23 protein-coding genes are annotated in these 24,848 nt (G+C 38.3%); 10 read left to right on the forward strand and 13 right to left on the reverse strand.

Annotated elements, in window-relative coordinates; genetic code table 11:
• Positions 1–44: 44 nt before the first annotated feature.
• Together RM573_RS15985 and rsmI are read right to left on the reverse strand one after the other, a co-directional pair.
• Positions 45–755 carry a transporter substrate-binding domain-containing protein gene (locus RM573_RS15985; protein WP_311584314.1) on the reverse strand — a complete coding sequence of 237 codons (711 nt, stop codon included), beginning with the start codon at positions 753–755 and terminating at the stop codon, positions 45–47.
• A 55-nt stretch (positions 756–810) separates the two neighbouring features.
• The gene (gene rsmI, locus RM573_RS15990; RefSeq protein WP_311584317.1) at positions 811–1,659 is read right to left on the reverse strand and encodes a 16S rRNA (cytidine(1402)-2'-O)-methyltransferase; all 849 of its coding nucleotides are present in this window, start codon (positions 1,657–1,659) and stop codon (positions 811–813) included.
• A gap of 76 nt (positions 1,660–1,735) precedes the next feature.
• On the opposite strand from rsmI, the gene RM573_RS15995 reads away from it, so the two are divergent.
• Genes RM573_RS15995 through dolP form a run of 4 tightly spaced genes read left to right on the forward strand, consistent with a single transcriptional unit; the run spans position 1,736 to position 5,195 of the window.
• On the forward strand, positions 1,736–3,589 hold the full coding sequence (locus RM573_RS15995; RefSeq protein ID WP_311584320.1) for a penicillin-binding protein activator: 1,854 nt from the start codon (positions 1,736–1,738) through the stop codon (positions 3,587–3,589).
• Positions 3,590–3,608: 19 nt separating this feature from the next.
• On the forward strand, positions 3,609–3,977 hold the full coding sequence (locus tag RM573_RS16000) for a YraN family protein (protein ID WP_311584323.1): 369 nt from the start codon (positions 3,609–3,611) through the stop codon (positions 3,975–3,977).
• Between the two features lie 52 nt (positions 3,978–4,029).
• Positions 4,030–4,617, forward strand: a complete 588-nt coding sequence (locus RM573_RS16005; RefSeq protein WP_303449478.1) for a phosphoheptose isomerase — start codon at positions 4,030–4,032, stop codon at positions 4,615–4,617.
• A gap of 5 nt (positions 4,618–4,622) precedes the next feature.
• Positions 4,623–5,195, forward strand: a complete 573-nt coding sequence (gene dolP / locus RM573_RS16010; protein WP_311584329.1) for a division/outer membrane stress-associated lipid-binding lipoprotein — start codon at positions 4,623–4,625, stop codon at positions 5,193–5,195.
• A gap of 82 nt (positions 5,196–5,277) precedes the next feature.
• Here dolP and RM573_RS16015 read toward each other — a convergent pair whose 3' ends face one another.
• The 8 genes from RM573_RS16015 to hrpB all read right to left on the reverse strand — a co-directional run bounded on the left by RM573_RS16015 (position 5,278) and on the right by hrpB (position 15,279).
• Positions 5,278–5,730, reverse strand: coding sequence for a ClpXP protease specificity-enhancing factor (locus RM573_RS16015; protein WP_311584332.1), 453 nt, complete (start codon positions 5,728–5,730; stop codon positions 5,278–5,280).
• Between the two features lie 5 nt (positions 5,731–5,735).
• Positions 5,736–6,377 (reverse strand): stringent starvation protein SspA, encoded by a 642-nt coding sequence (gene sspA, locus RM573_RS16020; protein ID WP_311584335.1) that lies wholly within the window; start codon positions 6,375–6,377, stop codon positions 5,736–5,738.
• 80 nt (positions 6,378–6,457) lie between these two features.
• Positions 6,458–7,159 (reverse strand): cytochrome c1, encoded by a 702-nt coding sequence (locus RM573_RS16025; protein WP_311584481.1) that lies wholly within the window; start codon positions 7,157–7,159, stop codon positions 6,458–6,460.
• Positions 7,156–8,421, reverse strand: a complete 1,266-nt coding sequence (locus tag RM573_RS16030) for a cytochrome b (protein ID WP_311584337.1) — start codon at positions 8,419–8,421, stop codon at positions 7,156–7,158. Before RM573_RS16030 ends, RM573_RS16025 begins: the two co-directional genes overlap by 4 nt.
• Positions 8,421–9,011 (reverse strand): ubiquinol-cytochrome c reductase iron-sulfur subunit, encoded by a 591-nt coding sequence (gene petA / locus RM573_RS16035; protein ID WP_311584340.1) that lies wholly within the window; start codon positions 9,009–9,011, stop codon positions 8,421–8,423. The genes RM573_RS16030 and petA overlap by 1 nt, the downstream gene beginning before the upstream one ends.
• Before the next feature lie 268 nt (positions 9,012–9,279).
• Positions 9,280–11,610: a penicillin-binding protein 1B gene (gene mrcB, locus RM573_RS16040; protein WP_311584343.1), complete on the reverse strand. Its 2,331-nt coding sequence runs from the start codon at positions 11,608–11,610 to the stop codon at positions 9,280–9,282.
• A gap of 10 nt (positions 11,611–11,620) precedes the next feature.
• Entirely contained in the window at positions 11,621–12,688 is a 1,068-nt protein-coding gene (locus tag RM573_RS16045) for a CNNM domain-containing protein (protein ID WP_311584345.1), read from the reverse strand.
• Positions 12,689–12,735: 47 nt separating this feature from the next.
• The gene (gene hrpB / locus RM573_RS16050; RefSeq protein ID WP_311584348.1) at positions 12,736–15,279 is read right to left on the reverse strand and encodes an ATP-dependent helicase HrpB; all 2,544 of its coding nucleotides are present in this window, start codon (positions 15,277–15,279) and stop codon (positions 12,736–12,738) included.
• Between the two features lie 234 nt (positions 15,280–15,513).
• On the opposite strand from hrpB, the gene RM573_RS16055 reads away from it, so the two are divergent.
• From RM573_RS16055 to RM573_RS16065, 3 genes are all read left to right on the forward strand, one after another.
• A complete protein-coding gene (locus RM573_RS16055; RefSeq protein WP_311584350.1) occupies positions 15,514–17,325 on the forward strand; it encodes a choice-of-anchor I family protein in 1,812 nt (603 codons plus the stop codon).
• 128 nt (positions 17,326–17,453) lie between these two features.
• Entirely contained in the window at positions 17,454–17,933 is a 480-nt protein-coding gene (locus tag RM573_RS16060) for an acyl-CoA thioesterase (protein ID WP_311584353.1), read from the forward strand.
• Between the two features lie 187 nt (positions 17,934–18,120).
• Positions 18,121–18,534 carry a hypothetical protein gene (locus tag RM573_RS16065; protein ID WP_311584356.1) on the forward strand — a complete coding sequence of 138 codons (414 nt, stop codon included), beginning with the start codon at positions 18,121–18,123 and terminating at the stop codon, positions 18,532–18,534.
• 74 nt (positions 18,535–18,608) lie between these two features.
• On the opposite strand, the gene pepB is transcribed toward RM573_RS16065, so the two are convergent.
• From pepB to RM573_RS16080, 3 genes are all read right to left on the reverse strand, one after another.
• Positions 18,609–19,913, reverse strand: coding sequence for an aminopeptidase PepB (pepB, locus tag RM573_RS16070; RefSeq protein ID WP_311584359.1), 1,305 nt, complete (start codon positions 19,911–19,913; stop codon positions 18,609–18,611).
• A 243-nt stretch (positions 19,914–20,156) separates the two neighbouring features.
• On the reverse strand, positions 20,157–20,534 hold the full coding sequence (locus tag RM573_RS16075; RefSeq protein WP_311584362.1) for a hypothetical protein: 378 nt from the start codon (positions 20,532–20,534) through the stop codon (positions 20,157–20,159).
• Positions 20,535–20,846: 312 nt separating this feature from the next.
• Positions 20,847–22,166, reverse strand: a complete 1,320-nt coding sequence (locus tag RM573_RS16080; protein WP_311584365.1) for a metal-dependent hydrolase family protein — start codon at positions 22,164–22,166, stop codon at positions 20,847–20,849.
• 297 nt (positions 22,167–22,463) lie between these two features.
• Here RM573_RS16080 and sfsA point away from each other — a divergent pair, with 297 nt between their 5' ends.
• The 3 genes from sfsA (at position 22,464) to gluQRS (ending at position 24,846) form a co-directional block, all read left to right on the forward strand.
• Positions 22,464–23,171 carry a DNA/RNA nuclease SfsA gene (sfsA, locus tag RM573_RS16085; RefSeq protein ID WP_311584368.1) on the forward strand — a complete coding sequence of 236 codons (708 nt, stop codon included), beginning with the start codon at positions 22,464–22,466 and terminating at the stop codon, positions 23,169–23,171.
• 259 nt (positions 23,172–23,430) lie between these two features.
• Complete coding sequence (gene dksA, locus RM573_RS16090; RefSeq protein ID WP_311584371.1) at positions 23,431–23,874, forward strand: RNA polymerase-binding protein DksA; 444 nt, start codon at positions 23,431–23,433, stop codon at positions 23,872–23,874.
• A gap of 27 nt (positions 23,875–23,901) precedes the next feature.
• A complete protein-coding gene (gene gluQRS, locus RM573_RS16095) occupies positions 23,902–24,846 on the forward strand; it encodes a tRNA glutamyl-Q(34) synthetase GluQRS (protein ID WP_311584373.1) in 945 nt (314 codons plus the stop codon).
• The last annotated feature ends 2 nt before the right edge of the window (positions 24,847–24,848 follow it).

Below are 24,848 nucleotides of genomic sequence, written 5' to 3' on the forward strand. Positions count from 1 at the left end.
CGCATTCTACCTGATAGAACCACCAAGGCCAACAGATAAAGTCGTTAGTTAATAACTTTCCCTGTAAACGATTCTTTAATGGCCTGTGTTAGCTGGGGCACTATCGCTTGATGCCTTTTACGAATAAAATGATAAAGCTCAATAACTTCTAATTCTTTCATACAATGGTTTTTATTATTTTCTAGGCGAGATCTTACTGTTTCAGGTAGTAATTTTTCAGAAATAATAATCACATCAACGCGATGTGCTTGTAACATTGCCAAAGCCTGTTCATTGGTCTCTACTTCCAAAAATTCAATATTATGTTTTATTAAACGAGACTTAATTGATATAAAACCTCTTAAAAAAGCAACTTTGCTAGACTTTATCGACTCCCATGTTGAAAAACATTGGTTTACATTATTGCCATAACTTCTCATTGAGAGTGATAAGATAGGAATAGGTATCATAATGTAGTCAATTAAATTTTGAGCGAGTTCTGCTGACCTAACAAGCTCAGCATCCACCCAATCGCTGTTATTAGCCGTTGCTAATGATCTTATCGTCGGTAAACGAACAATTTCAGCATTCACCCCAATTTTTTGATAGGACTCAAGCAGTGTATTTTCAACGCTAGGTAAGACAGCTGCGATATCTGGAGCTGTTATTTTAAATGTATTTTTGGTTGACTCAGCAGAGAGTACACCACTGAAAAATAATAATAAAATATAAATTTTATTGAATGAACGATGTAAAAATCTTCGTCTAAAATCCATGTTTTTTTCTTTCCAATTAAGCGAAGATTTTCGCTTTAATAACCAAGATAATAAGTTATTTTAACGATAATGCTATATCGTAAAGAGCATTTTTCTTAATGCCGTGAATTTCAGCCGTGATGGCACACGCTTTTTTAGGCTTCATTTCTGCTAATAATAATTTTAACGTCGCAATGGCTTGTGGAGATATTTCATTAACATCCGCTTTATAGCCTTCAATAATTAAAACCATTTCACCCTTTAATTGATTAGGATCTTGCTCTAACCATGTCAGTAAATTTTCTGCCATGTCAGAGTATATTGTCTCAAAGGTTTTAGTCAGCTCTCTTGCGATAACAACATATCGATTACCACCTAAAGTTTCAACGATATCTTTGACTGTATCAATTGCTCTTCGAGGCGCATCATAAAACACCATAGTTCTGACTTCATGTTCTAGCGATTGTAAAACCGTTTTTCGGGCACCAGATTTTGACGGTAAAAATCCTTCAAAACTGAATCTGTCTGTTGGTAAACCAGCTACCGACAATGCTGATATCGCAGCACAAGCGCCAGGTACAGGTGATACTTTTAAACCTAAACTCCGACAGTGTCTAACTAGATGAAATCCAGGGTCACTGATTAACGGAGTACCTGCATCGGAGACTAAAGCAATATTTTTACCTTCTTGCAATAAGCTGGCAACATAGTCTTGTTTTTGTCTTTCGTTATGATCGTGCAGTGATAAGGTTTTATTCGAGATAGAAAAAGCAGACATTAATTTCTTAGTATGTCGAGTATCTTCACAGGCAATAACATCGACGCTTGCAAGGATATCTAACGCCCGTTGACTAATGTCGGCTAAATTACCAATCGGGGTGGCAACAATATATAAGGTTCCTAAAAGTTCTGCTTTATCTGTCATTTATCTATACTTGTGTTGAGCCAATTGAAGATGACGTTTATTATACAGTAACTAGATAAATTACGGGCTTTTCTTTGTGAACAAAAATTTATTATCACAGCGCACTTTTTCCCTACTGATCTTATTCTTGCTAACGAGTACATTGTTTAGTTGCTCCACTAACAAAGTCAGCCCCAAAAAAACGATCCCGACTGAAAGTACTGTTGAAATTCGTCAAGACAAGGACGTCAGCGCAGCAGAATATCTCAGACAAGCTAAGCAAGCCCCTACTCAACAGTCAATCAATTTATTGATAGCAGCAAGTGCTCGTTTTATTGAGGAAAATCAACTAGCCAAAGCTTTATGGCTCGCAGACCAAACACTACCTCTTACGGAAAGTGACATTCAGCAAAAACAACTTTTGCTAATTAAAGCACAAAGTTTACTCCTGGCAAATAATCCCGAGTTATCACTAGAAAGCCTTAAAAAAATTGAACAAGTTAATTTGCTTTCAGAGTCTTTTCAGCTTACCTACTATCAAACACTCGCAGAAGTTCAACACCAACGAGGGTTGAATTTAGCTGCTGTAGATGCTCGTTTAAGAGCATTTAAGTTACATCCCAACATCACGATTATAGATGTAGAAACGCTCTGGCTCGCCCTTAATCAATTATCCCAATGGGAAATTGAACAACTCGTTTCAGCGCAGCCGCCTCATATCGATGGTTGGCAGCAACTTTTAAACTTTGCTCATCGCTTTGGGTATGATTCAACCAGTTTTAACCGTTACTTAACCCAATGGCAAAGGCAATTTCCACTTCATCCTGCGAACCCATTAATTCCACAATTAATGAACGAACAATTAACTTTTGCTGAACACCAGCAAAACATTGCCATTATCTTACCACTTTCGGGAAGACAGAAAGCAGCGGGAGAGTCGGCACAACAAGGCATTTTATCAGCGTATAATAATGATCAAAGCAAGAAACTTTATTTTATCGATTCCAATCATCTTGATATGACGACCCTGAGTCAAACCTTTATAACTCAAGAAATTAACTACGTGATTGGCCCTTTGCTAAAAGAAAATGTTGATCTATACCTTGCTCAACCAGACCTTACCTTACCTACATTGTTATTTAATTCACCGACAAAAGAAGCTTTAAAAGATCAACATATGGTGCTTTCAATGAACCCTGCAGACGAAGCAATTCAAGCAGCAACCACCTTAAGCCAAAAAAACTTTCACCATCCTATTATTTTTAGTCAAAAAGATAATGTCAGTAAACGTATCGCTGAAACATTCGCTAAGCAATGGCATAAAATCACCGGAAAAACACCAGAAACCGTTTATGTCAATGATGGCGCAACCATGCAAAATGAACTGAAAGACAGCCTTGGTGTTTCGACAAGCCAAACACGTATTAATAATATTGATAAGCGGATTAGGCAAAAGATTAAAACAGAAGCAAGAAATAGACGTGATTTAGATATGATCTATGTCGTTGGCTCCCCCAATGAGACCCGTTTATTAAAACCTTACATTGATGTAAATATCAGTCCTTTTGCGAAAAAAATCCCCATTTTTGCTAGTTCACGTAGCCATAGTGATAACGCCGATAAAAGTGATAGTCGTGATTTAACAGGGTTACAGTTTACTGAAATGCCTTGGATCTTACCAAGTAAACAACAAAATCAACCGTTAAAGCAATTAACAGAAACTATTTGGCCCAACAAAAGTGATAGCCTACAACGCATATTTGCTATGGGTTATGACAGCTTATCGCTGATTGATAAATTTAACATGTTCAAGCAATACCCTTATATCAGACATTATGGACAAACGGGTATTTTGAAATTAAACAATAATACGGTATTAACGCGTAGTTTATTATGGGGGCGTTACCAAATGGATATGGTACAAGAAATTGCTGTGGAACAAACAGAATAAAACCCGTCAAGCAACTCAAATGAGCAAAGTAACTAGCAAAGAGTTAGGTGACTTTTGGGAGCTTTACGCTGAGCGTTATTTAACCGACAATGGCTTATGCTTATTAAGTAAAAATTTTCATAGTCGCCAAGGCGAAATTGACTTGATCATGAAAGAAAACGACTGTTTTGTCTTTGTTGAAGTAAAATACCGTAAGAATAATCAATTTGGTGGCGCTATTTCGGCGGTTAGCCAACAAAAACAACAAAAAATCATCAAAACAGCAACATTTTTCCTACAACAGCAAAACTTAAATGAATATAATACCGCCTGTCGGTTTGACATCGTCGCCATTGAAGGCGATGCCAATAAACCAAAGATACAGTGGCTAAAAAATGCTTTTAGCTAAAGTCTATAATAGAATTAATTACCCAGCTTAAAATATGGAGCAAAGTTCATTTATGTTAGAACGAATTAAAAGCAATTTTACCGAAAGTATTCAAACTAAAATTGCTGCGAGCGAAGCGCTTGCCAGTCCAATTGAACAAGCGGGTATGGTGATGGTACAAAGCCTACTTGCGGGGCATAAAATTTTAGCCTGTGGAAATGGCGGCTCTGCCGGCGATGCCCAGCACTTTTCTGCGGAGTTATTAAATCGTTATGAAACTGAACGTCCTCCTTTACCAGCTATCGCATTAACAACCGACAGTTCAACGTTAACTTCAATAGGCAATGATTATCACTTTGATGAAGTGTTTTCAAAGCAAGTACGTGCGCTAGGGAATAATGGCGATGTGTTATTAGCCATTTCAACCAGTGGTAACTCTCGTAACGTCATTAAAGCAATTGAAGCCGCCGTAGCTCGAGATATGCCGATAATAGCCCTCACCGGTAAAGATGGTGGCGATATCGCAGGTTTATTAGGCGAAGGCGATGTTGAGATCCGTGTACCATCTTCACGTACAGCTCGAATTCAAGAAGTGCATTTAGTGGTCATTCATTGTTTATGCGACATTATTGATACCACCCTTTTCCCACAAGAAGAATAACCCGCATGAAATTAAAACAATTTATTTTTATTGCTTCCACAGCCGTTATTTTGCAAGGTTGTGTTGCTGCAGCTGTTGTAGGAGTTATTGGCGGAGCAACAGTTGTTAACGATAATCGCAGTTTAGGCAACCAAGTCGATGATCAAAAAATTGAACTCGTTGCTCATAATAATTTAGCGAAAGTAAACGGACTTTCAGATAATACTAACCTACAAGTGGTCAGTTTCAACGGTAAGGTTTTGGTTGTTGGTCAAGCACCAAATAGCTATTTAAAAGATTTAGCCATTAAAACCATTAATCAAGTTGAAGGGATTGAGCATATCTACGATCAAATCCGCATTGGCAATACTGTCTCTGTTACCACCAAAAGTAATGATGTTTGGTTAACCTCTAAAGTAAAAACAGCTTTATTTGCCAGTGATCAGCTTGATGCTACCAATATTAAAGTTGTCACAGAAAATGGGGAAGTGTTCTTAATGGGCTTAATTAAAAACAGTGAAGCCAATGCTGCCGTTGAAGTTGCTCGAAATATCAGTGGTGTGAATAAAGTATTTAAAATGTTTGAATATTTAGATTAAAGGAATCTTGGTATTTACAACATGGTGGCTCAGAATGAGCAGAACATTAAAAAAATCCACCTAATTTACTTAGGTGGATTTTTTATTTAACTACTTTTAAGCTCGCTCGACTTTTACTGGCACTTTTCGGTGCTAGAGCTTTGTCATCATCATCGGAACTTACCGTTGATAAAGGCGCTGGAGTTGTTTCTTCGGGTAACTCTTCAACCTCAGGATGCTCTATCGCTAACGTAGTGCCGGCACCATTTTCTTTCGCAAAAATAGCAGCAACGGCGCCAAAGGGCACCACAATATTTTCAAGCTTGCCACCAAACCGCGCACTAAAGGCAATTTGTTCGCCAGCCATTGATATTGCTCCCACGGCAGATGATGAGATATTTAAGGTAATTTGCCCGTCATTGACATATGACATTGGCACTAAAACACCATAAACATTTACATCAACTACGATATAAGGCGTGAGCTGATTATCAGATATCCAGTCATAAAAAGCCCTAACTATATAGGGCTTTGATGATGTCATTTCGTCAGACATCGAGATTAAACCGGATTTCCAAAACGTAATTCACGTTCGGCTTCTGTCAAAGAGGCTTGGAATGACTCACGTTCAAATAATTTAAGCATATAAGTTTTAAGTTCTTTAGACCCTTGTCCATCTAACTCAATTCCTAATACCGGTAAACGCCATAATAACGGTGCTAAATAACAATCAACTAAACTAAATTCTTCACTCATAAAGTAAGGCGCTTCGTTTAAAATAGGCGCAACACTTAATAAGCTTTCTTTTAATTCTTGTCGTGCTTTATCTGCTTTATCTGCTGGACCATTCAAAATGATCTTAGCTAAGCTATACCAGTCTTGCTCAACACGATGCATCATTAAACGACTACGTCCACGAGAAACAGGGTATACCGGCATCAATGGCGGATGAGGAAAACGCTCATCCAAATATTCAATGATAATTGATGCTTCATATAATGCTAATTCACGATCAATTAATGTTGGTACTGTTCCATATGGATTTAAGTCAATTAAATCTTCTGGCAAATTCGCCATATCAACCAAGTGAATATCTACACCAACGCCTTTCTCCGCCAACACAATACGTGTTTGGTGGCTATACATATCATCTGCATGAGAATATAAATTCATCACTGAGCGTTTGTTTGCAGCTACGGCCATTTTGCCTCCAAAATTCTACGATTAAAAAACTAACAATGGGGGCAAATGCCCCCAGAAAAAATTATGACACTAATTTAAAATTAGTGTACATCTCTCCAATACTCTTTTTTCAGTAAGTAAGAAAGAATAAACAAGATCAATAGGAAACCAATTACCCAGTAACCAAGTGCTTCACGTTCCAGTTTATTTGGCTCACCAACATATTCAAGAAAATTAACAAGGTCACGAACAAAAGCGTCATATTCTTCAGCAGTCATACTACCGCCTTTTGCTGAAGATAACTCACCATGCTCATCTATTGTTCTTACCCCTTGAAGGTCTTGTAATACATGTGGCATACCAACATCTTTGAAGACTTTGTTATTTACACCGAACGGACGGTTACTATCTTCGTAAAACGTACGTAAATAAGTATAAATATAATCAGGACTTCTAAAACGAGCTTCTAAGGTTAAATCTGGTGGCGCAGTACCAAACCATGCTGCAGCTTCTTTTGCTGGCATAGTGTTAGTAATATGATCACCAGGTTTTTCACCGGTTGGCATCCATTTTTCAACACCTTCTTTTTCATCGATTCCTAAATCGGCGAAAGTACGGTTGTATCGTTGATATTGTAACTGGTGACAACCTAAACAATAATTTAAGTATGACTCAAAACCACGTTTTAGTGACTCTTTATCAGATAAATCGTTATTTGCTTTGTCCAAAGCCATGCTAGGACCAGCAGCAGAAGCCATCAAAGGAACTAAAGCTAAAATTGTAATAAGTAACTTTTTCATTATCCTGAAACCCTCTCTGGTACTGGCTTAGTTTTTTCATTTTTACTGTAGAACCAAAGTGCTACGAAAAATCCAAAATATCCAAAAGTGGCAATTCGACCGATTAAATTAGCTAAATCAGTTGCCGGCATAGTACCTAAAATACCTAACACGATAAAACAAATAGCAAACTGAGTTAGGTTTAAGAAATGTACTTTACTACGATACTTAAGTGCTTTAACGGCACCACGATCAAACCATGGTAAGGCGAATAACATACCGATCGCTGCGAACATGGTGATCATCCCTAATAATTTGTCAGGAATAACACGTAAAATGGTAAAGAAAGGTCCAAAATACCATACTGGAACAATATGCTCTGGCGTTTTCAAACCATTTGCAGGTTCAAAGTTTGGCGCCTCAATAAAGTAACCACCACCTTCTGGAGCAAAGAACATCACCCAACAGAATAATATTAAGAAACCAACCACACCCATAATATCTTTAACCGAATAGTATGGATGGAACGGTATCGCGTCGACAATATCGTATTTATCAGAATAATGTTTATGGAATTTAAACTTACTAAGTTCTTCCGGTTTGACACTACCTTTAGGTTTCTTAATATCAGTCCCTTCAGGGTTATTAGAACCCACTTCATGTAAGGCTAAAATATGTAAGAAAACCAACACAACCAATACCAGTGGTAGCGCAACTACATGTAATGCAAAGAAACGGTTAAGTGTGGCACCAGAGATTACATAGTCACCTTTGATCCATATCGTTAATTCTTCACCAATGACAGGGATAGCACCAAAGAGCGATATAATGACTTGTGCTCCCCAATAACTCATATTACCCCAAGGTAATAAGTAACCCATAAAGGCTTCAGCCATCAATACTAAGAAGATTAACATGCCAAAAATCCACAATAATTCACGTGGTTTTTGATAAGAACCATACATCATGCCGCGGAACATATGCATATATACAACAATAAAGAATGCCGAAGCCCCTGTTGAATGCATATAACGTAACAACCAACCGTAATCAACATCACGCATGATGTATTCGATTGATGCAAAAGCGCCTTCGCCTGAAGGCTCATAGTTCATGGTTAACCAAATACCCGTTAAAATTTGGTTGACTAAAACCAACATGGCTAACGAGCCAAAGAAATACCAAAAGTTAAAGTTTTTAGGTGCTGGATATTGTGCTAAATGCTTATTCCAACAATCTGTTACGGGTAAACGCTTGTCAATCCAAGCCATAAAATTTGCAAACATTACGCTTCTCCTTGACCAACACCAATTAAGACGGTGGTTTCAGTTGGGAATGAATGCTCTGGCACTACTAAGTTAGTAGGAGCAGGAACACCTTGGAATACACGACCAGCCATATCAAATTTTGAACCATGACATGGGCAGAAGAAACCGTCTTTAACACCTTCAACTTGTTCTTCAAAAGTACCTTGATGATATGTTGGAGCACAACCTAAGTGAGTACATACACCTAGCGCCACCATATATTCAGGTTTGATAGAACGGTATGCATTGGCTGCATATTCAGGCTGTTGAGGTTCCGCAGATTGTGGATCACGTAATTGATCTTCGTGATTGGCTAAAGCGTTTAACGTTTCTTCCGTACGACGTATCACATAGACGGGTTTACCGCGCCATTCAGCACGAATTAATTGACCAGGCTGTAATTTACCTACATTGATTTCTACGGGAGCCCCGGCAGCTTTCGCACGCGCACTTGGGTTCCAAGATCCAATGAAAGGCACTGCCACACCGACAACACCAACACCACCAACTACCGAAGTAGCAGCAGTTAAAAAGCGTCGACGGCCGTTATTCACGGGCGTATTGCTCATCCAACATCTCCAATTATTATTTTATTTAAACATGTTCGTTGTTTACGAAAACTAAATCAGTGCCACACACACACCGGTTCTTTTTTGTTCAAATGAAACTAACGACAAAAAATTTTTCTGATCATAAAGAAAACCCCTATTTTTTACAAGGTAAATAAGGCAGTTACCTCAGCAAAAATCTATTTATTTTGAAAGCTCATGCAAACTCAACATGACAGATGCAAATGATTATTATTTATTATAATAAATAATCGCATGGCGGGTTATTTTACCCGCCAAAAAGTTTTTCAAACCACGAAGGCTCTTTAGTTTGTTCAGTTTTATGCTGCTTGCATGAATCGTTTAATTTTAAGCCTTCATAAATAGCGGGATAGAGAATGGCATTGTTACACGCAACTTCTAAGGCGTGCCCAGTTTCTTGGTCAAATGGTACAAGTTTGACACCTGTTGGCTGTGCTATTTGTTTGTTCACGACACCAATTTGCTGTAAATATTCGGCAAATAAGGTCAGTGCACCACTACTGCCAGTAAAATCAGTCGCTTTATTATCATCTCGCCCTAACCATGTTGTGACCATATGTTTAGCATCATAGCCAACAAACCAACTATCACGTTGATCATTAGTCGTTCCGGTTTTACCGGCGACTACTTTATTTTTTAATCGCCAACTGAGCGATCTTGCGGTGCCCTGTTGTGTGACTTGCGTTAACATAAAATCGGTTAAATAACTCGCTTGTACAGAAAAATATGGAGTAGATTCAACCACATGTTGAAAGAGCGTTTCACCCTGCGCTGAAATGACTGACTCAACTACATGGCTTTGCACATGCTCACCTTGATTAGCGATAGGCAAATATAGCTGATTTACTTGATAAGGCGACATATTAATCGACCCAAGTAATAACGAAGGTCTTAAAGTAATATCATCGTTATACCCTAATAAATGAATAATATCAGCGACATTATCTAAACCTAATGCCATCCCCAAATTAATCGTAGGTATATTTAATGATTTAACTAAACTTGTAAAAATAGAGACTTTGCCACGATACTCTCCATCATAATTTTTAGGTCGCCAGACTTCACCGTCGTTTAAATCAAAACTTAATGCTTTATCATCGAGTAATGTGCCTAACTGATATTGTTGATAACGCTCTAATGCGGCAAGATAAATAGCGGGTTTAATTAAGGAGCCAATCGGTCGCTTAGCATTTAATGCACGATTAAATCCAGCGTAGCCACTTTTTTTATCCCCAACGAGTGCTTTAATTTCACCGCTTTTAATATCGGTTAATATCATAGCGACTTGCAGATCGTGTTCATTTTTCTTCGCTAGTTCAATCAATTGTTTATTAACTGTTTTTTCTAAAGCGATTTGTTCAGACACTGAAAAGGTGGTAAAAACTCGTATGCCCGATTGTTGTAAAGCTGGTGAAAGCAACTCAGATAATTCTTTTTTAACTAATTGCAAATAAGCGGGAAATTTCTGTTTTTTGGGTGCCAATCGACGTGACGTTCTAATTTCAAGAGGTGTTTCTAACGCTAATAAGTAATCCTCTTTCGACATATATTCTTCTTTAAACATCAACTTCAGCACTAAATCTCGTCGTTTTTTAGTGCGCACAGGATAGCGCCAAGGATCATAATAACTCGGTCCTTTTATCACCCCTATTAACGTCGCCATTTGTGCATTGCTAAGTTGCGCGATATTTTCGCCAAAATAAAATTCTGCAGCCAAACCAAAGCCATATATACCATTGGCAAAATGCTGTCCTAAGTAAACTTCATTTATATACGCTTCGAGTAATTGATCTTTACTGTATCGATACTCTAACAACAGCGACATGATAGCTTCATTCACTTTGCGCCATAGTGTTTTATCGCGCGTTAGATACATATTTTTGACTAATTGCTGCGTTAAAGTACTCCCCCCTTGCACGGTTCTTCCGGCTTTTAAATTATTATAAAGTGCTCGTAAAATACCCAGCGGGGAAATACCAGCATGAAAATAAAAGTCTCTGTCTTCAACAATTAACAAAGTATCGAGTAGTTTTTCGGGAACCGATTGCAAAGGGATCAACACGCGATCTTCTTTATTTTCGGGGATGATTCGCCCCATTAAATAAGGTTCAATTTCAACATAATTAGTAGTTTGATTATCAAGATATAATTGACTTACTTCTTGAATTTGACCTTTTAATTTGACATCGATAGTGACGATATCAGACGCTTCAACACCTGCGCCAAAGTCAAAAGCACGACGATATATAATGATGCGTTTTTTAGAAATGGCAAAATCGCCCGGCTTTTTAACCGCATTAGTATGTCGATATCCCGTAAGTAACAAGTTATCTTTCAAGCGAGTTAAATTAATTTCATCGCCTAAGTGAAAACGTTCGACCTTGCCAAACACTTGTACCGGAACTTGCCAGCGTTGTCCTTCAAACTTTTCAACCACTTTCGCATCAAGATACAAGGTATAAAATGCTAATAAAATGAGTAAAATGAAGGTAAGTTTTGCGGACAATACAAGCGCCCACTTTAATTTAGACGCTTGTTTTTTATTACCTTCTGTAGGCGTTTTCTGTTTTTCTGACACCAATGCCTCGTTATTCTTTTTCTGATGAATGCTCTTCAGACACTTTTACATTATTAGACTTTAAACGTTGTCGAAATTGTGCTTTCGCTAACTTCTGCATATCAACGACTTGATCACTTTCATCGACGATTTCACGCCCAAGTAAGGTTTCTATTGCATCTTCAAGTGTCACTAGACCAGCGGTTTGACCAAATTGGTCTTCAACAAGAAAAATATGATCATTACGTTTAATAAAAATATCGAGTAACAATAATACGGGTAAGTTTTCTGACACCCGATGGATTGGCAACATAATTGATTGTATAGGTTGCTCTCCCTTTCCTTGCAATTCTATTTGAAATAAATGGGCTTTTAATACCACACCAACAATATTATCAACCGTTTGGTCAAAAACAGGAATACGGGTAAAATTTGCGGTTTTCTCAGCAGCCAAAGCATCAGATACTGACGTTTGTTGATCAAGCGCATGTACAACACTTCGAGGCGTTAAAATATTGATAACTTTCATTTCTCGCAAAGTTAAAATATTTTCAACCAACTGATTTTCTTGATGATATAAAGAGCCATCTTTATGCCCTAACGCAGCAAAAGCTCTGATTTCATCACGACTCACAACATCCGATTTACCGTTATTAAATAACCGAGTTACCAAAGATGAGAACCATACCAACGGATAAACAACTTTCACTAAAAAGCTGATGATATAGGCAGAAGGAATCGCTAATTTACGCCAGAACTTAGCGCCAATGGTTTTTGGAATGATTTCTGATAGATATAAAATGGCTAACGTTAGTAAGAATGCAATTAAGGTTTCTTTTTCTTCGCCAAACACTCTTATCGCTTGTGCACCTACCCCAGCAGCCCCCATAGTGTGAGCAAAAGTGTTTAAAATCAAAATACTTGAAATAGACTTATCAATATTTTTTTTAACCGTTTTGAGCACCTTGCCACCTAACGGTCGTTGTTTTAGCGTTTTTTCAACAAAACTCGGCGTAACCGATAATAAAACCGCTTCTAGAATGGAACATAAAAATGAAACACCAATGGCAATCGCTAAATAGGTGATAAGTAAAGTCATAAAATTTTAATACGTTAAATAAGCTAAAAAAACCATTGTAAACCACGTTAAGGCGCTTTCATATGCCTTTTGGTTTTGTTTGTTGGTTGAGCACTAGCAGGATCATCAGGCCAGTAATGCTTCGGGTATTGAGCCTTCATGTCTTTTTGTACTGCTTTATAACTCCCTTGCCAAAAGCCTGCTAAATCAGCAGTCACTTGAATAGGCCTTTGTGCAGGAGAAAGCAGTTCAAAAGTTAAATTTACCTTAGCACTGTTTCCGCCAACCGTTGGCGTTATTTTTAAACCATAAACTTCTTGCATTGGTAAAGAAACAATTGGCGCTTGTTCAAGGCTATAACGGATGGCACATTTTCTTCCCGTTGGACCCACGTAATAACTCGGAGCATAGGTATTCAATTGTTGTTGCTGTTGATAATCAAGCAAAGTTAATAGCATTTCTGAGACATTCAACTTTGCAATTTGAGCACGATGGGTTATATCGCTAATGAAAGGTTGTAACCATAACGACGACCTTTCAATAAGTGAACGCTCACTTACGTCAGGAAGTTTCAATTCACTAAACGTTAAGTTAAGCCATTGCCATCGTAACCATAAGTTTTTATCTTCAGATTGCCAGTTTAATAAAGACAGGCCATTTTTGCGTAATTGCGCTTGCCATAAAGCAAAAATTTTTTCTCCACTAATTAGCGATTTATCTGGTTTTTCTTTAAGAAGAATGGCACCTATTTTCTGCTGATTCACCGCCAAAATTCGTCCTGACTTTTCATCAAACGTAAGATGTTCGTGCATGCTAGTTTTTACCAAAGACCAGGCTAGAAGCTGTTCAATATCAACAATAGCAGCAATACGTAATTGCAGTTGCTGCTGAAACTGAGTGACATGGGCAGCCACTAAATACTCTTCGTTGTTTAACGCATCAGCAAATGCTAATTTAATGCCTTTACCATTACTGGCTAAGTAATCCCCCTGATCATTTCTTCTTTTTAATAACCTTTCTGGGTACGCTAAATAAACCAGTAAACCTAGATTATCAAGCGGTAACTTTTCTATTTGCTGCGAATTGCCTAATTCAATTGATATGTTTTCAGCGAGTTTATTGGCTTGTCGCATTATTTGCCGCGCTTTATAATTTTGAGTTTTTGAAAGAATAAAACGTACCCGTTGCACAATATCGCTATTGTCGCGCGCTTGCTCAATTGAAAAAACATCTCGCTCTTCTAATAATGCCGCTAAGATACAAGCGAGATAAGCCAGTCCTTGACAGTGATATTTTTTTTCAAGCGACTTTGCTTGAATAATCATATGCGCAAACCGTGCATGACAGGATAAGTTAACAACTTGTTGTCCATGACGGGTTAACTGCCTTTTGTCGTCGACAACGTCAATATTTTTTAATGTTTGCCAAGCTTGCTCCTCCATTATTTCATTGGGAAGATCTAAAAATGGCATGTCTTTTAAACGGCTGACTTGCCAACGTGCGGCTTCAATCACAACAGGCAAAATATCCGCTTGATGAATAGCGAGACCATTTTGCATTGCTCGTCGATGAAACTCTTCTTCATCAAATAATCGAATACAGTGACCCGACGATAATCGTCCTGCCCTGCCCATTCGTTGTATCGCAGAAGATTTAGCGATATTTCGCTGTGTTAATTTATTGGTTAACGTGCTTTCATCATAAAGGGCTACTTTTTCAAGACCAGAGTCGATAACAATATTAATGCCTTCAATGGTTAAGCTTGTTTCAGCTATATTAGTGGTGAGGACAATTTTCCTAACATTGGCTTGGCATGGTTTAATCGCTTGTTGTTGTTCAACAAGGCTAAGGTCACCATAAAGCGGACAAATGATTAACGTATCATTCGCTCTCTTATTTAATGCCGAAGCAAGGTAACGGATATCGCCGCTACCTGGCAAAAAAACTAACATTGAGCCATCATGCATTTTCAGTGTTTGCAGGATCACTGCAAGTATTTGTTCTCGCCAAGGCTGATTATTTTTAATTGGCTGATATTCAAGAGTAACGGGAAAACTGCGACCTTGGATATGTAAACAGACGGCATCAGGTAAAGCATTTGCTAATTCATCACTGGCTAACGTTGCTGACATTAACAATAAAGTTAAATCTTCTCGTAACCCCTGTTGAATATCGCGAGCTATAGCAAATGCTAGATCCGCTTGCAATGAACGCTCATGAAATTCATCAAAGATCACTAGTGACGTATTAGTTAATTCAGGATCCGCTTGCATAATTTGCACGAAGACGCCTTCGGTGATCACTTCTAAACGAGTATATTCAGACACCTTACTTTCATTACGGAGCCGATAACCGACACGTTTTCCAACGGTTTCTCCTAATTGACTAGCTAAATAGGTCGCAATATTTTTTGCCGCGACACGCCTTGGTTGTAGTAAATAGATTTTACGTTGTGACAACTCCGGCAATTCAGGTTGCTCTGCTAATAACCATAACGGTAATCGAGTGGACTTACCCGCTCCAGGTTCGGCGGATAAAATCAATGTGCGATGTAATTTCAAACTACTCAGAAATTTAGCTTTGAGGTTATCAATAGGTAAAGGCGTTGGCATGTAAATTTACTTTATCTTTTTCATACTTTTATTTTAAGGACTTATAGCAGAAGTTCCATACATTTAACGAGACAGGAATGTCGTTCTACTTATTTAAACGGTGTATTAACGCCTAATGAAATGACTAATTGTTGTCATCGATACGTCACTATACTGTCATCTCTGCGCAAAATTTTTGTCACAAACATGCCATAAAGTATTGAAAAATAATTCGACTCACTTAATGGTAAAATAATGATAACACTTAAAAATATATCTTTAGCAGGTTTATTACTTGTGTCTCTCACTGCTTGTGATGGTGATGATGGCAAAGACGGTGCAACTGGTTCAACAGGTTTAACCGGCGAACAGGGAACGCAAGGCGAACAAGGGGTTGCTGGCGAAGACGGTAAAAACGCCACGAACTCTTTAACGACGTCACTTGTGGCTCGTGCCGTATTAAATGTTGAGTCACCTGAAGGTGCCGCTGAAATAGTACAATATCAACAATCAACTGGTTGGATTTACGCCATTAATAGTTCAGGGGAGAAAGCCACGGTTGATGTCTTAGACTTAAACAATATTGACCCTGCGGCTTTGACCAAAGACAGTGAAGGTGTCGTCACTAACACAAATATGACGTCAGTCATGCAATTAGATTTATCAGTTAACACTGCGGGTGATGCTAATAGTGTCGCTATCTCAAATACCCTAAATATGATGGCTGTTGCGATGGCGGCTGAAGAAACAGGCGATTTAGGCTTTATCGCCTTTTATGATATTTCTGGTGCAACACCAAGCTTTATCAAAAATGTACAAGTGGGTCATCTACCCGATATGGTAACATTTTCAAAAGATGGTACTAAAGTAGTTGTTGCCAATGAAGGTGAGCCAAGTGGCGATTATACGATAGATCCTGAAGGTAGCATCTCTATAATCGATATCAACGATGGTGTTATTTCAGATACTGCAATAAACCTTGATTTTACTGCATTTAATGATAAAAAAGCGGAACTTATTTCACAAGGTGTTATGTTCGCTAATCCCTCAGGTAGAACAATCAGTGGCCAATTAATTAATACTACCGTTGCGATGGATCTTGAGCCTGAATACGTGGCTATTTCATCAGACAGCCAAACAGCATTTGTTTCAATTCAAGAAAATAACGCAATCGCAATTGTTAATTTAGCCACCAATACATTAGAAGAAGTAAAAGGCTTAGGGTTTAAGGACTGGTCTAATTATCAAATAGATGCATCAGATAAAGATGGTGGTATCAATTTCAAAACCTATCAAAATTTATATGGCATGTATCAACCAGACACTATTGCAACGTTCACATGGCAAGATGCGAATTTTATTATCAGTGCTAATGAAGGAGATGGCCGAGAATATTTCTTTGACGCAAGCTCTGAAGCTGATTGTACTGCAAAAGGCGGCCTTGATTATGATGAAGATGACGGTTGTCTTGCCTATATCGATGAAAGCCGCGTTGAAGATTTACCTTTAGATCCTATTGCTTTTTCACAGGTAAATAATGACGACGATGATATTGGTAGACTAAAAGTCTCCATGGTCAAAGGGGATATCGATGGCGATGGTGATTATGACCAACTATACACGTACGGTGCGCGCTCGTTTTCAATTTGGGATCAAAATGGCAATATCGTTTTTGATTCAGGTGATGACGTTGGCAAAATAACCGCGGCCATTCACGGACAAGCTTTTAATAACGACGAAGATACTAACGAAGGTGATACTCGTTCTGATGCAAAAGGTGCTGAGCCTGAAGCGCTTACCATTGGAAAAATTGGTGAAAATACCTATGCGTTTATTGGTTTAGAAAGAATGTCAGGGATCATGATTTACGACATTACTAACCCATTTAACGTAAGCTTTGTTGATTATTTTATCAACCGAGGAACGACTGAAGAAGCAGAAATTACTGGCGATTTAGCCCCAGAAGGCATGTCTTTTATTCCTGCCACGGCGACATCAAATGCTATGTTAATTGTTGGTAATGAAATCTCAGGCTCAGTAAGTGTGTGGGAAATAAGCCAACCATAAGCGCGTTAAACAATCAAAATCAACAGTCAAGGCTTCATTTATTGAAGCCTTTTTATTTTCCTACCTATTAAATTAGCTAACCTTTTGATTTTTACTATAATCAAGCAAACCCCCTCTAAGGTTAAACCATGAAAAATAGTAATATTGTTGAGTTTAGATTTCTTGCGGAGCCAACCGATGTAAATTTTGGTGGAAAAGTGCACGGTGGTATGGTGATGAAATGGATTGATCAAGCATCATATGCTTGCGCAGCTCAATGGAGTAAACGCTATTGTGTGACTATTTCTGCAAATGGTATTCGGTTTATTCGCCCTATTTTAGTTGGTCAAATGATCACTGTGACTGCACGTATCGTACATACGGGTAAAACAAGCATGCACATATATGTAGTGGTTCGGGCTGGCTACCCAAAAGAAGACAACATTATTATTACCAATCGTTGTTTTATCACCTTTTTAGCAACAGACGAAACGGGTTACCCCGTAAAAGTAGATCCCTATATTCCAGAAACTGAGGAAGATAAGTTATTAGAAGAAGCTGCTATCGAAGCAAAACATTTTGCTAAAACGTTAGATAGCGATTTTGAAGAAAAACTTGGTTGGAAGTAACCGCAGATATTATTTCACCCTTGTAAAATCCAGTTTAAAACGACCTAGTATTCTTGCTCGATAGTACAAAAATAACTACCTGATTATTAAGCGTTTAAAAATTTGCTTCTTTTGATAAATCTGCTTACTTGGCAGGCCCTGAAAAAATTGCTATCTATATTATCCCTTTAACGGCAGGAGATAACACATGCAATTTGCAGAACATGGCAATTACACTATTCAACCCCAAGAAAACATTTTAGTCGTAGATGCCCATGGCCCCTTCAATGAACTGACTGCCGATCTTTACATTCAAGACATGTACGATGCATGTGAAAAATTTTCAGGAAAAACATGGGGATTATTAGTGACTTTTTATGGAAATAGCGTGTTCTCACCAGAAGCAGAACAAGCCTTAATTGAAGTCACAAAATATCGAATGAAAAAAGGCATGATCGCCAATGCTACCGTGATTTTAGAAAGTAGCTCTGCCGATCTGCAACAAATGCAATTACGTCGAATATACCAAGGGTGCAATCTCACTTTTCATGTCTTTAGTGATATTTATAGTGCCCGTAATTGGTTAGAAAGCTTTGTTGTCGAACAATCAAATGCCATGTAAAAACAAGGTTGAAGATGATAAATAAACAAAAAAGAGCGCGATTTGCGCTCTTTTTTGTTAATAATGAGTATCGCTTATTTAGATGGCTCACTCGTTAGTAAGTTCGCTATTGTCGCAATACCTAACCCTGTGGCTCCTGCTGCCCATAGCCTATTACTGTTACCGTTATAAGCCGCTGATAAATCAAAGTGTAGCCACCCCTTCCCTTCATTGGGGACAAAACGCGATAAAAAACCTGCGGCATTACTTGCCCCTCCTGGGCCACCGCCTGGAATAGGTCGACTATTTGCCGTATCAGCAAATTCTGACGGACATTTTTCTTGATGCCAAATCTCTAAAGGTAGTTGCCATAAAGGTTCGTTTACCGCTTTTGCAGTAAGCTTAGCTTGATCAGCTAACTTTTGATCGAGTGAAAACAAGGCTGAATAATCGCCTCCTGTTGCCATGACTGATGCACCGGTCAAGGTTGCTGCATCAATGATCATTGCAGGCTCACTTTCTGCCGCTAATAATAGTCCATCGGCTAAAACAATACGGCCTTCGGCGTCCGTATTAGCGACTTCACAAGTCACCCCATTTTTATAGGTTAAAATATCACTCAGCTTATAGGCATGACTGGAGATCATATTTTCCGCACAACATAAAATTAGCTTAACGCGTTGATTCAGTCCTTGACGAATCGCTAGAGCCAATGCTCCAGCAACAACCGCCGCACCACCCATATCTGCTTTCATATTAAACATGCCTGCATTCGATTTGATGCTGTAACCACCGCTATCAAAGGTAATGCCTTTGCCGACCAAACAAGTTGAAACAGGTGTCTTCTCAGCTTTGCTCGGATTAAAATCTAATTCAAGCAAACAAGGCGGATGAATACTCCCTTTACCTACGTTATAAATGCCAACCCAACCCTCTTTTTCTAATGCTTCTCCTGCTATCACCTTAGCGGTAACCTTATCAGGAGCTTGTGCCGTGATATAATCAATAGCCGATTTCGCCAAGCTTTCAGGAGGTAATTGCGTTGGCGTTTGGTTAGTTAAATCTCGTGCCCATCCAAAAACAGCCAATTTGTTATTTAAAGAATCAACACATGATTTTTCACCGGTAAACTCAACCGATGTTAATTTTTCAGCACAGGTAAAGCCTAAAGCAAATGCCCATTGCGTATCTTCACTCCATAACTCACCAACCAAGGTAGCAGTGTCTACGCCCATTTTTTCGATACTACGCGCAGCTTTTTGAATGTTTTGTAAAGGAAATTTATCGGATACGGGAAGATAAATATAAACTTTACCTTCGTGAATTTGAACTAACTTTTCACGCTGCCAATCGGCAAGTATCGGTTGATTAATTAGTGATATCTGACACGTTGAATTCATAACTATAATTTCTCTCAATTAGGCTTTAGCTAATTCTACACTACTGAGAATTTTTTTAATCAAACAATTCAAGTTGCAAATAATAAAGGATAAAAAACGCAATATCGGTGGGTCATTAGATTTAGCCTAAGATGGCCAAACTTTTCAATTGACGCTGCTCAATAAACTAAAAGCGATAAGTAACACTTTTGAGAGGAAGCGAACCTTGAAGGCGGTATAGTAATTAGTTCAGTTTGAATTTCTTTAAAGGTAAAACTCGTTCTCAATGAGCAATTTTTCTGCGTCTTCTCTGTGGTTAAATTTATGTAAAGGAACACCTGCATTATCAATATGATGCTGTATGTGTTTTCCTTGGTCTATATCATCTACTAGCCAACATTCTATTTGCTGGTTTTTTCTCGCTAACTGGATTATTCGATTGTGTTTGAAATTAATCACTTCCTCAGAAACTCGCCAACCGCGAAGATCAGCAAATAATGCCCATCGATCATTTCTTACCCGAGAGATAGTTTCATCGAGTAGTGTTAAATAACCAATGTCAGCGTGTATATTCCAGTCGCCTGAAATTTTCGCCACAACGATATTATTTTTTAGCTCTACTGTGTATGTTGGTTGAGTCATATAAAGGTATCAATTTAAGACTGTGTCGAATGCCAAAATGTTATTCCAACAGCCTGTTTAACTTACTTTCAGTTTATTTCAAAAAGATGTAAATTTTGTATAAAGTACCTTTTGCTCACTCTTAATACAAGATCATAAAGCATTTACTAAAATATAAAAATAAAACTTCTGCAGATGGCTAAGAGGCATGAGTTCAAAGCTGACTTTGAACTCAATTTAATGGCGTTTAGACGATTTAATTGACCGAGTATGGTGTCATTAATAACGTTAAAATGAGCCTAAAACGCTACTTTCCTTCAATGAAAATCCAATTTATTGTTTATAAACTACGCCTTGTTTCATCACGAATGTCACACTCTTCATCGCGCTAATATTCTCAAGAGGATTGCTCTGAACGGCGATAATATCGGCTCGCTTTCCTGACGCAAGCTCACCTCTGTCCTCCACACCTAATAGATCAGCAGCAAAAATTGTTGCCATACGCAGTGCATCTGCCGCTGTAATACCATGACGTATTAAAGACTCGAACTCGAGTGCAGTATTTACATGCGGAAAAACGCCATTATCTGAACCAAAAGCCATCTTAACCCCGCCTTTATAGGCAAGTGTTAAGCTATTTACTACTAGAGGTTTGAGATAGTTACTTTTGGCTACTGTTGCCGCAGGGGTTTCAGGAGGTAACTCAAATTCATTTAGATAAGTTTGAGGGACCAAATATGTGCCTCGCTCTTTCATAAGTTTGATTGATTTTTCAGTCAAAATAGAGCCATGCTCGATTGAATCGACGCCAGCGATAACGGCTGCATTTATACCTTTGGTTCCATGTGCGTGAGCGGCGACTTTCAACCCTAATTTATGTGCCTCTCGAACGATGACTTTCAATTCATCCAAGGTATATTGCTGTGCACCAATCTCGGCATTTTGTGAAAATGAAAAAACTCCGCCAGTGGCACAAACCTTTATTACTTTGACGCCATATTTAGCTTGATATCGAACAGCTTTCATGACTTCAACAACGCCATCTGCTATCCCAGATTTTGGCCCTAATTCGGCAATGCCTGGCGCATAACCTGTCCAATCACAATGTCCGCCCGTCATTGAAATAGCGTGTCCAGCCGGCCAAATATCAGGACCGTCGACATATCCCGCATTTATCGCTTTCATTAATGCCACATCAGGAAAACCAGGTTGAGCCCCTAAATCACGAATGGTTGTAAAGCCAGCATCAAGCACATCGCGAGAAAATTTAACGCCCTGTAATGCCCAATCCGCAGCTGTTTGTTTTGCTATTGCGGTAGTCCAGTCATCACCCGTAAAATAATCACTGGTAATATGCGTGTGCGTATCAATTAGACCGGGCAATAATATTTGACTACTCAAATCTATTATCGCTAGATTTTTAGGGAGAACGTCTGGGTTGATAGATTCTATGTTGCCATTTTTAATGATTAATGTTGCGGGAGACACTATTTTGGCATTTCGTACATCTAACATGCCTTTAGCTTTTATAATTAAACTTGAGGGGGAAACTAACTCAGTAGCATTAGTACTCCATGAAAAGCATGGTAGCAACATTATATAGAGGATAAAAAGAGCGCTGCTTTTTAAATTTTCTTTCGTTAATCCAAACATGTATCTTCCCTATTTTTATTTTATTCAGCCACTTAAAGAGACTAGTCTATCTTGAAAACTTTACCTAGTTTTACATATTTAAGCCTAGAGGTTGTTTACGTAAGTGACAACTATATAAGCAATTTAACAATTATAAAAAACATCTATAACCGCTTTCTTTGCTTTAGTGATACAGCAGGCTACTGGCTTTGATAAATTTATCGCTATTTCAAACTCACCTTGCGAAAAAGAAAGTAATTCGCGATTTAACTTGTCTTAACGTAACATAATAAAAAATCAACTCGCTTACTTTAAATCATGCAAATTCATGCTCAAAAAGCCACGTTAATTAAACGTTATAAACGCTTTCTCGCGGATGTAACGCTTGAAGACGGTACAGAGACAACCATTCATGTGGCAAACACAGGCGCTATGACCGGTTGTGCCACTTCTGGTGATACAATTTATTATAGTGTTTCAGGGAATAAAAAACGTAAATACCCCTTTAGTTGGGAGTTATCTCAAACAAAGGAACAACATTGGATTTGTGTTAATACCATTCGAGCAAATCAGCTCGTGGAAGAAGCATTAATTAATCAAAAAATTAGCGAACTTAAAAATTTCACGGATTTAAAACGTGAAGTAAAATATGGCAATGAGGGTAGTAAAGTTGATTTTCACCTCATTGACGAGCAAGGCAAAGCAACCTTTATTGAAGTCAAAAGCGTCACCTTGCTCGAAAAACAGCAAGGATACTTCCCTGATGCTAAAACTGAACGAGGCCAAAAACATTTACGTGAATTAATTGAAGTTGTAGAGCAGGGCAATCGTGCAGTTTTATTTTTTGCCGTGCTTCATTCAGGTATAAATTCCGTAAAAGCGGCAGCCCATATAGATGAAAAATATGCTCATCTTTTGCAGTTAGCAAGACAAAAAGGCGTTGAAGTTATCGCTTATCAAGCCCATTTTGACAATAAGCTCGAAGGCATCAATATAACGCTTGAAAACCCTTTAAGCGTGAAATAATCTCAGTAAAACATTGACGCGGTATAGCAAAACTTGATAAAAAAGTGGGCTTGCGGGTAAGGTAGACATCAACACAGGATAAGCCTATCAGCTAACCCTTTGATTTAATTTGATTAATATTTATTTTTAATTTTTTCTTGAATTTTAAACACCGCAACACAATATAGTTCTGATAATTAAGATCTATTATAATTGGCACATGCAATCAAATAATAGAATTTACGCGTTATTTGATGTACGCAGCATTAGGAGAATAAGCATGCCAAACAACAAAAAAGCATTAGGCATATTAGCTTTAGCAGGTGTAGAACCTTACGTAGAAAAAGCTGGTGAAGAATACATGAACGCTGAGCAATCAGAGCATTTTAAGAAAATTCTTGATGCTTGGCGTGTACAACTTCGTGAAGAAGTTGACCGTACGGTGACTCATATGCAAGACGAGGCAGCAAATTTCCCAGACCCCGTTGATCGTGCTGCACAAGAAGAAGAGTTCAGCCTTGAATTACGTACTCGAGATCGGGAACGTAAACTTATCAAGAAAATTGAAAAAACTTTACAGTTAATCGAAGAAGATGATTTTGGTTTTTGTAAAACTTGCGGTATCGAAATCGGTATTCGCCGTTTAGAAGCAAGACCAACAGCAGATTTATGTATTGAATGTAAAACCTTAGCTGAAATTAAAGAACGTCAGTTAGCTGGTTAACCATCATTATAGATGACGGCTAGTGACATGATGCGACCACTCGTTCAATACCGTGGTCGCTTTGCTCCTTCCCCTTCTGGTCACCTTCATTTTGGCTCGTTAATTACCGCCCTTGCGAGTTATTTAGAGGCAAAAAAAAACAATGGTACTTGGCTCGTTAGGATTGAAGATATTGATCCCCCGCGAGAAAAACAAGGCGCCAGCGCCCATATTTTAAAAACATTAGACGCGTTCGGTTTACACTGGGACGAAGATATTCTTTTTCAAAGCACCCAGACTGATTACTATCAACATATTATTGAACAGCTCTTTGCAGAGCACCATTGTTATTATTGTCAATGTACTCGAGCGAAAATCAAAGCCAATGGTGGTATTTATCAAGGACATTGTCGTCACTTAAATCTAGATAATAATCAAAATGCCATTAGGGTTATTAACCAAGTTCAAATTGATCAATATTCCGATCTCATCCAAGGGCAAGTACAATGTAATAAGGCCCTGGCAAAAGAAGATTTTATAATCCGAAGAAAAGACGGTTTATTTGCTTATCAACTTGCCGTAGTCGCTGATGATATATACCAAAATATTAGTCACGTAATTCGCGGTTGCGACCTACTCGAGCCCACCGCACGTCAATTAAGCTTTTATCAACTTTTGTCTGATAAAGCATTTAGTCATTTGTTTCAGTCAAAACAAGATAATAATCACCTGAGTGAAAATATAAAAGCACCTGTATTCGGTCATATTCCGCTGGCCGTTACTGAGCAAGGCTACAAACTGAGCAAGCAAAATAAAGCACCCGCGATAGATAATCACAAGCCGCAACCCGCCCTATTTGCCGCGTTACAATTTTTAGGTCAACAACCACCGAATGATTTGAAGCATTTACCTGTAGATGAAATCATTCAGTGGGCAATTACACATTGGCAGCTTGATTCTGTTCCTAAAAAACAAGAAATCCAATTAAACTAAGC

Source organism: Thalassotalea castellviae (assembly GCF_031846185.1).
Lineage (GTDB): Bacteria > Pseudomonadota > Gammaproteobacteria > Enterobacterales > Alteromonadaceae > Thalassotalea_H > Thalassotalea_H castellviae.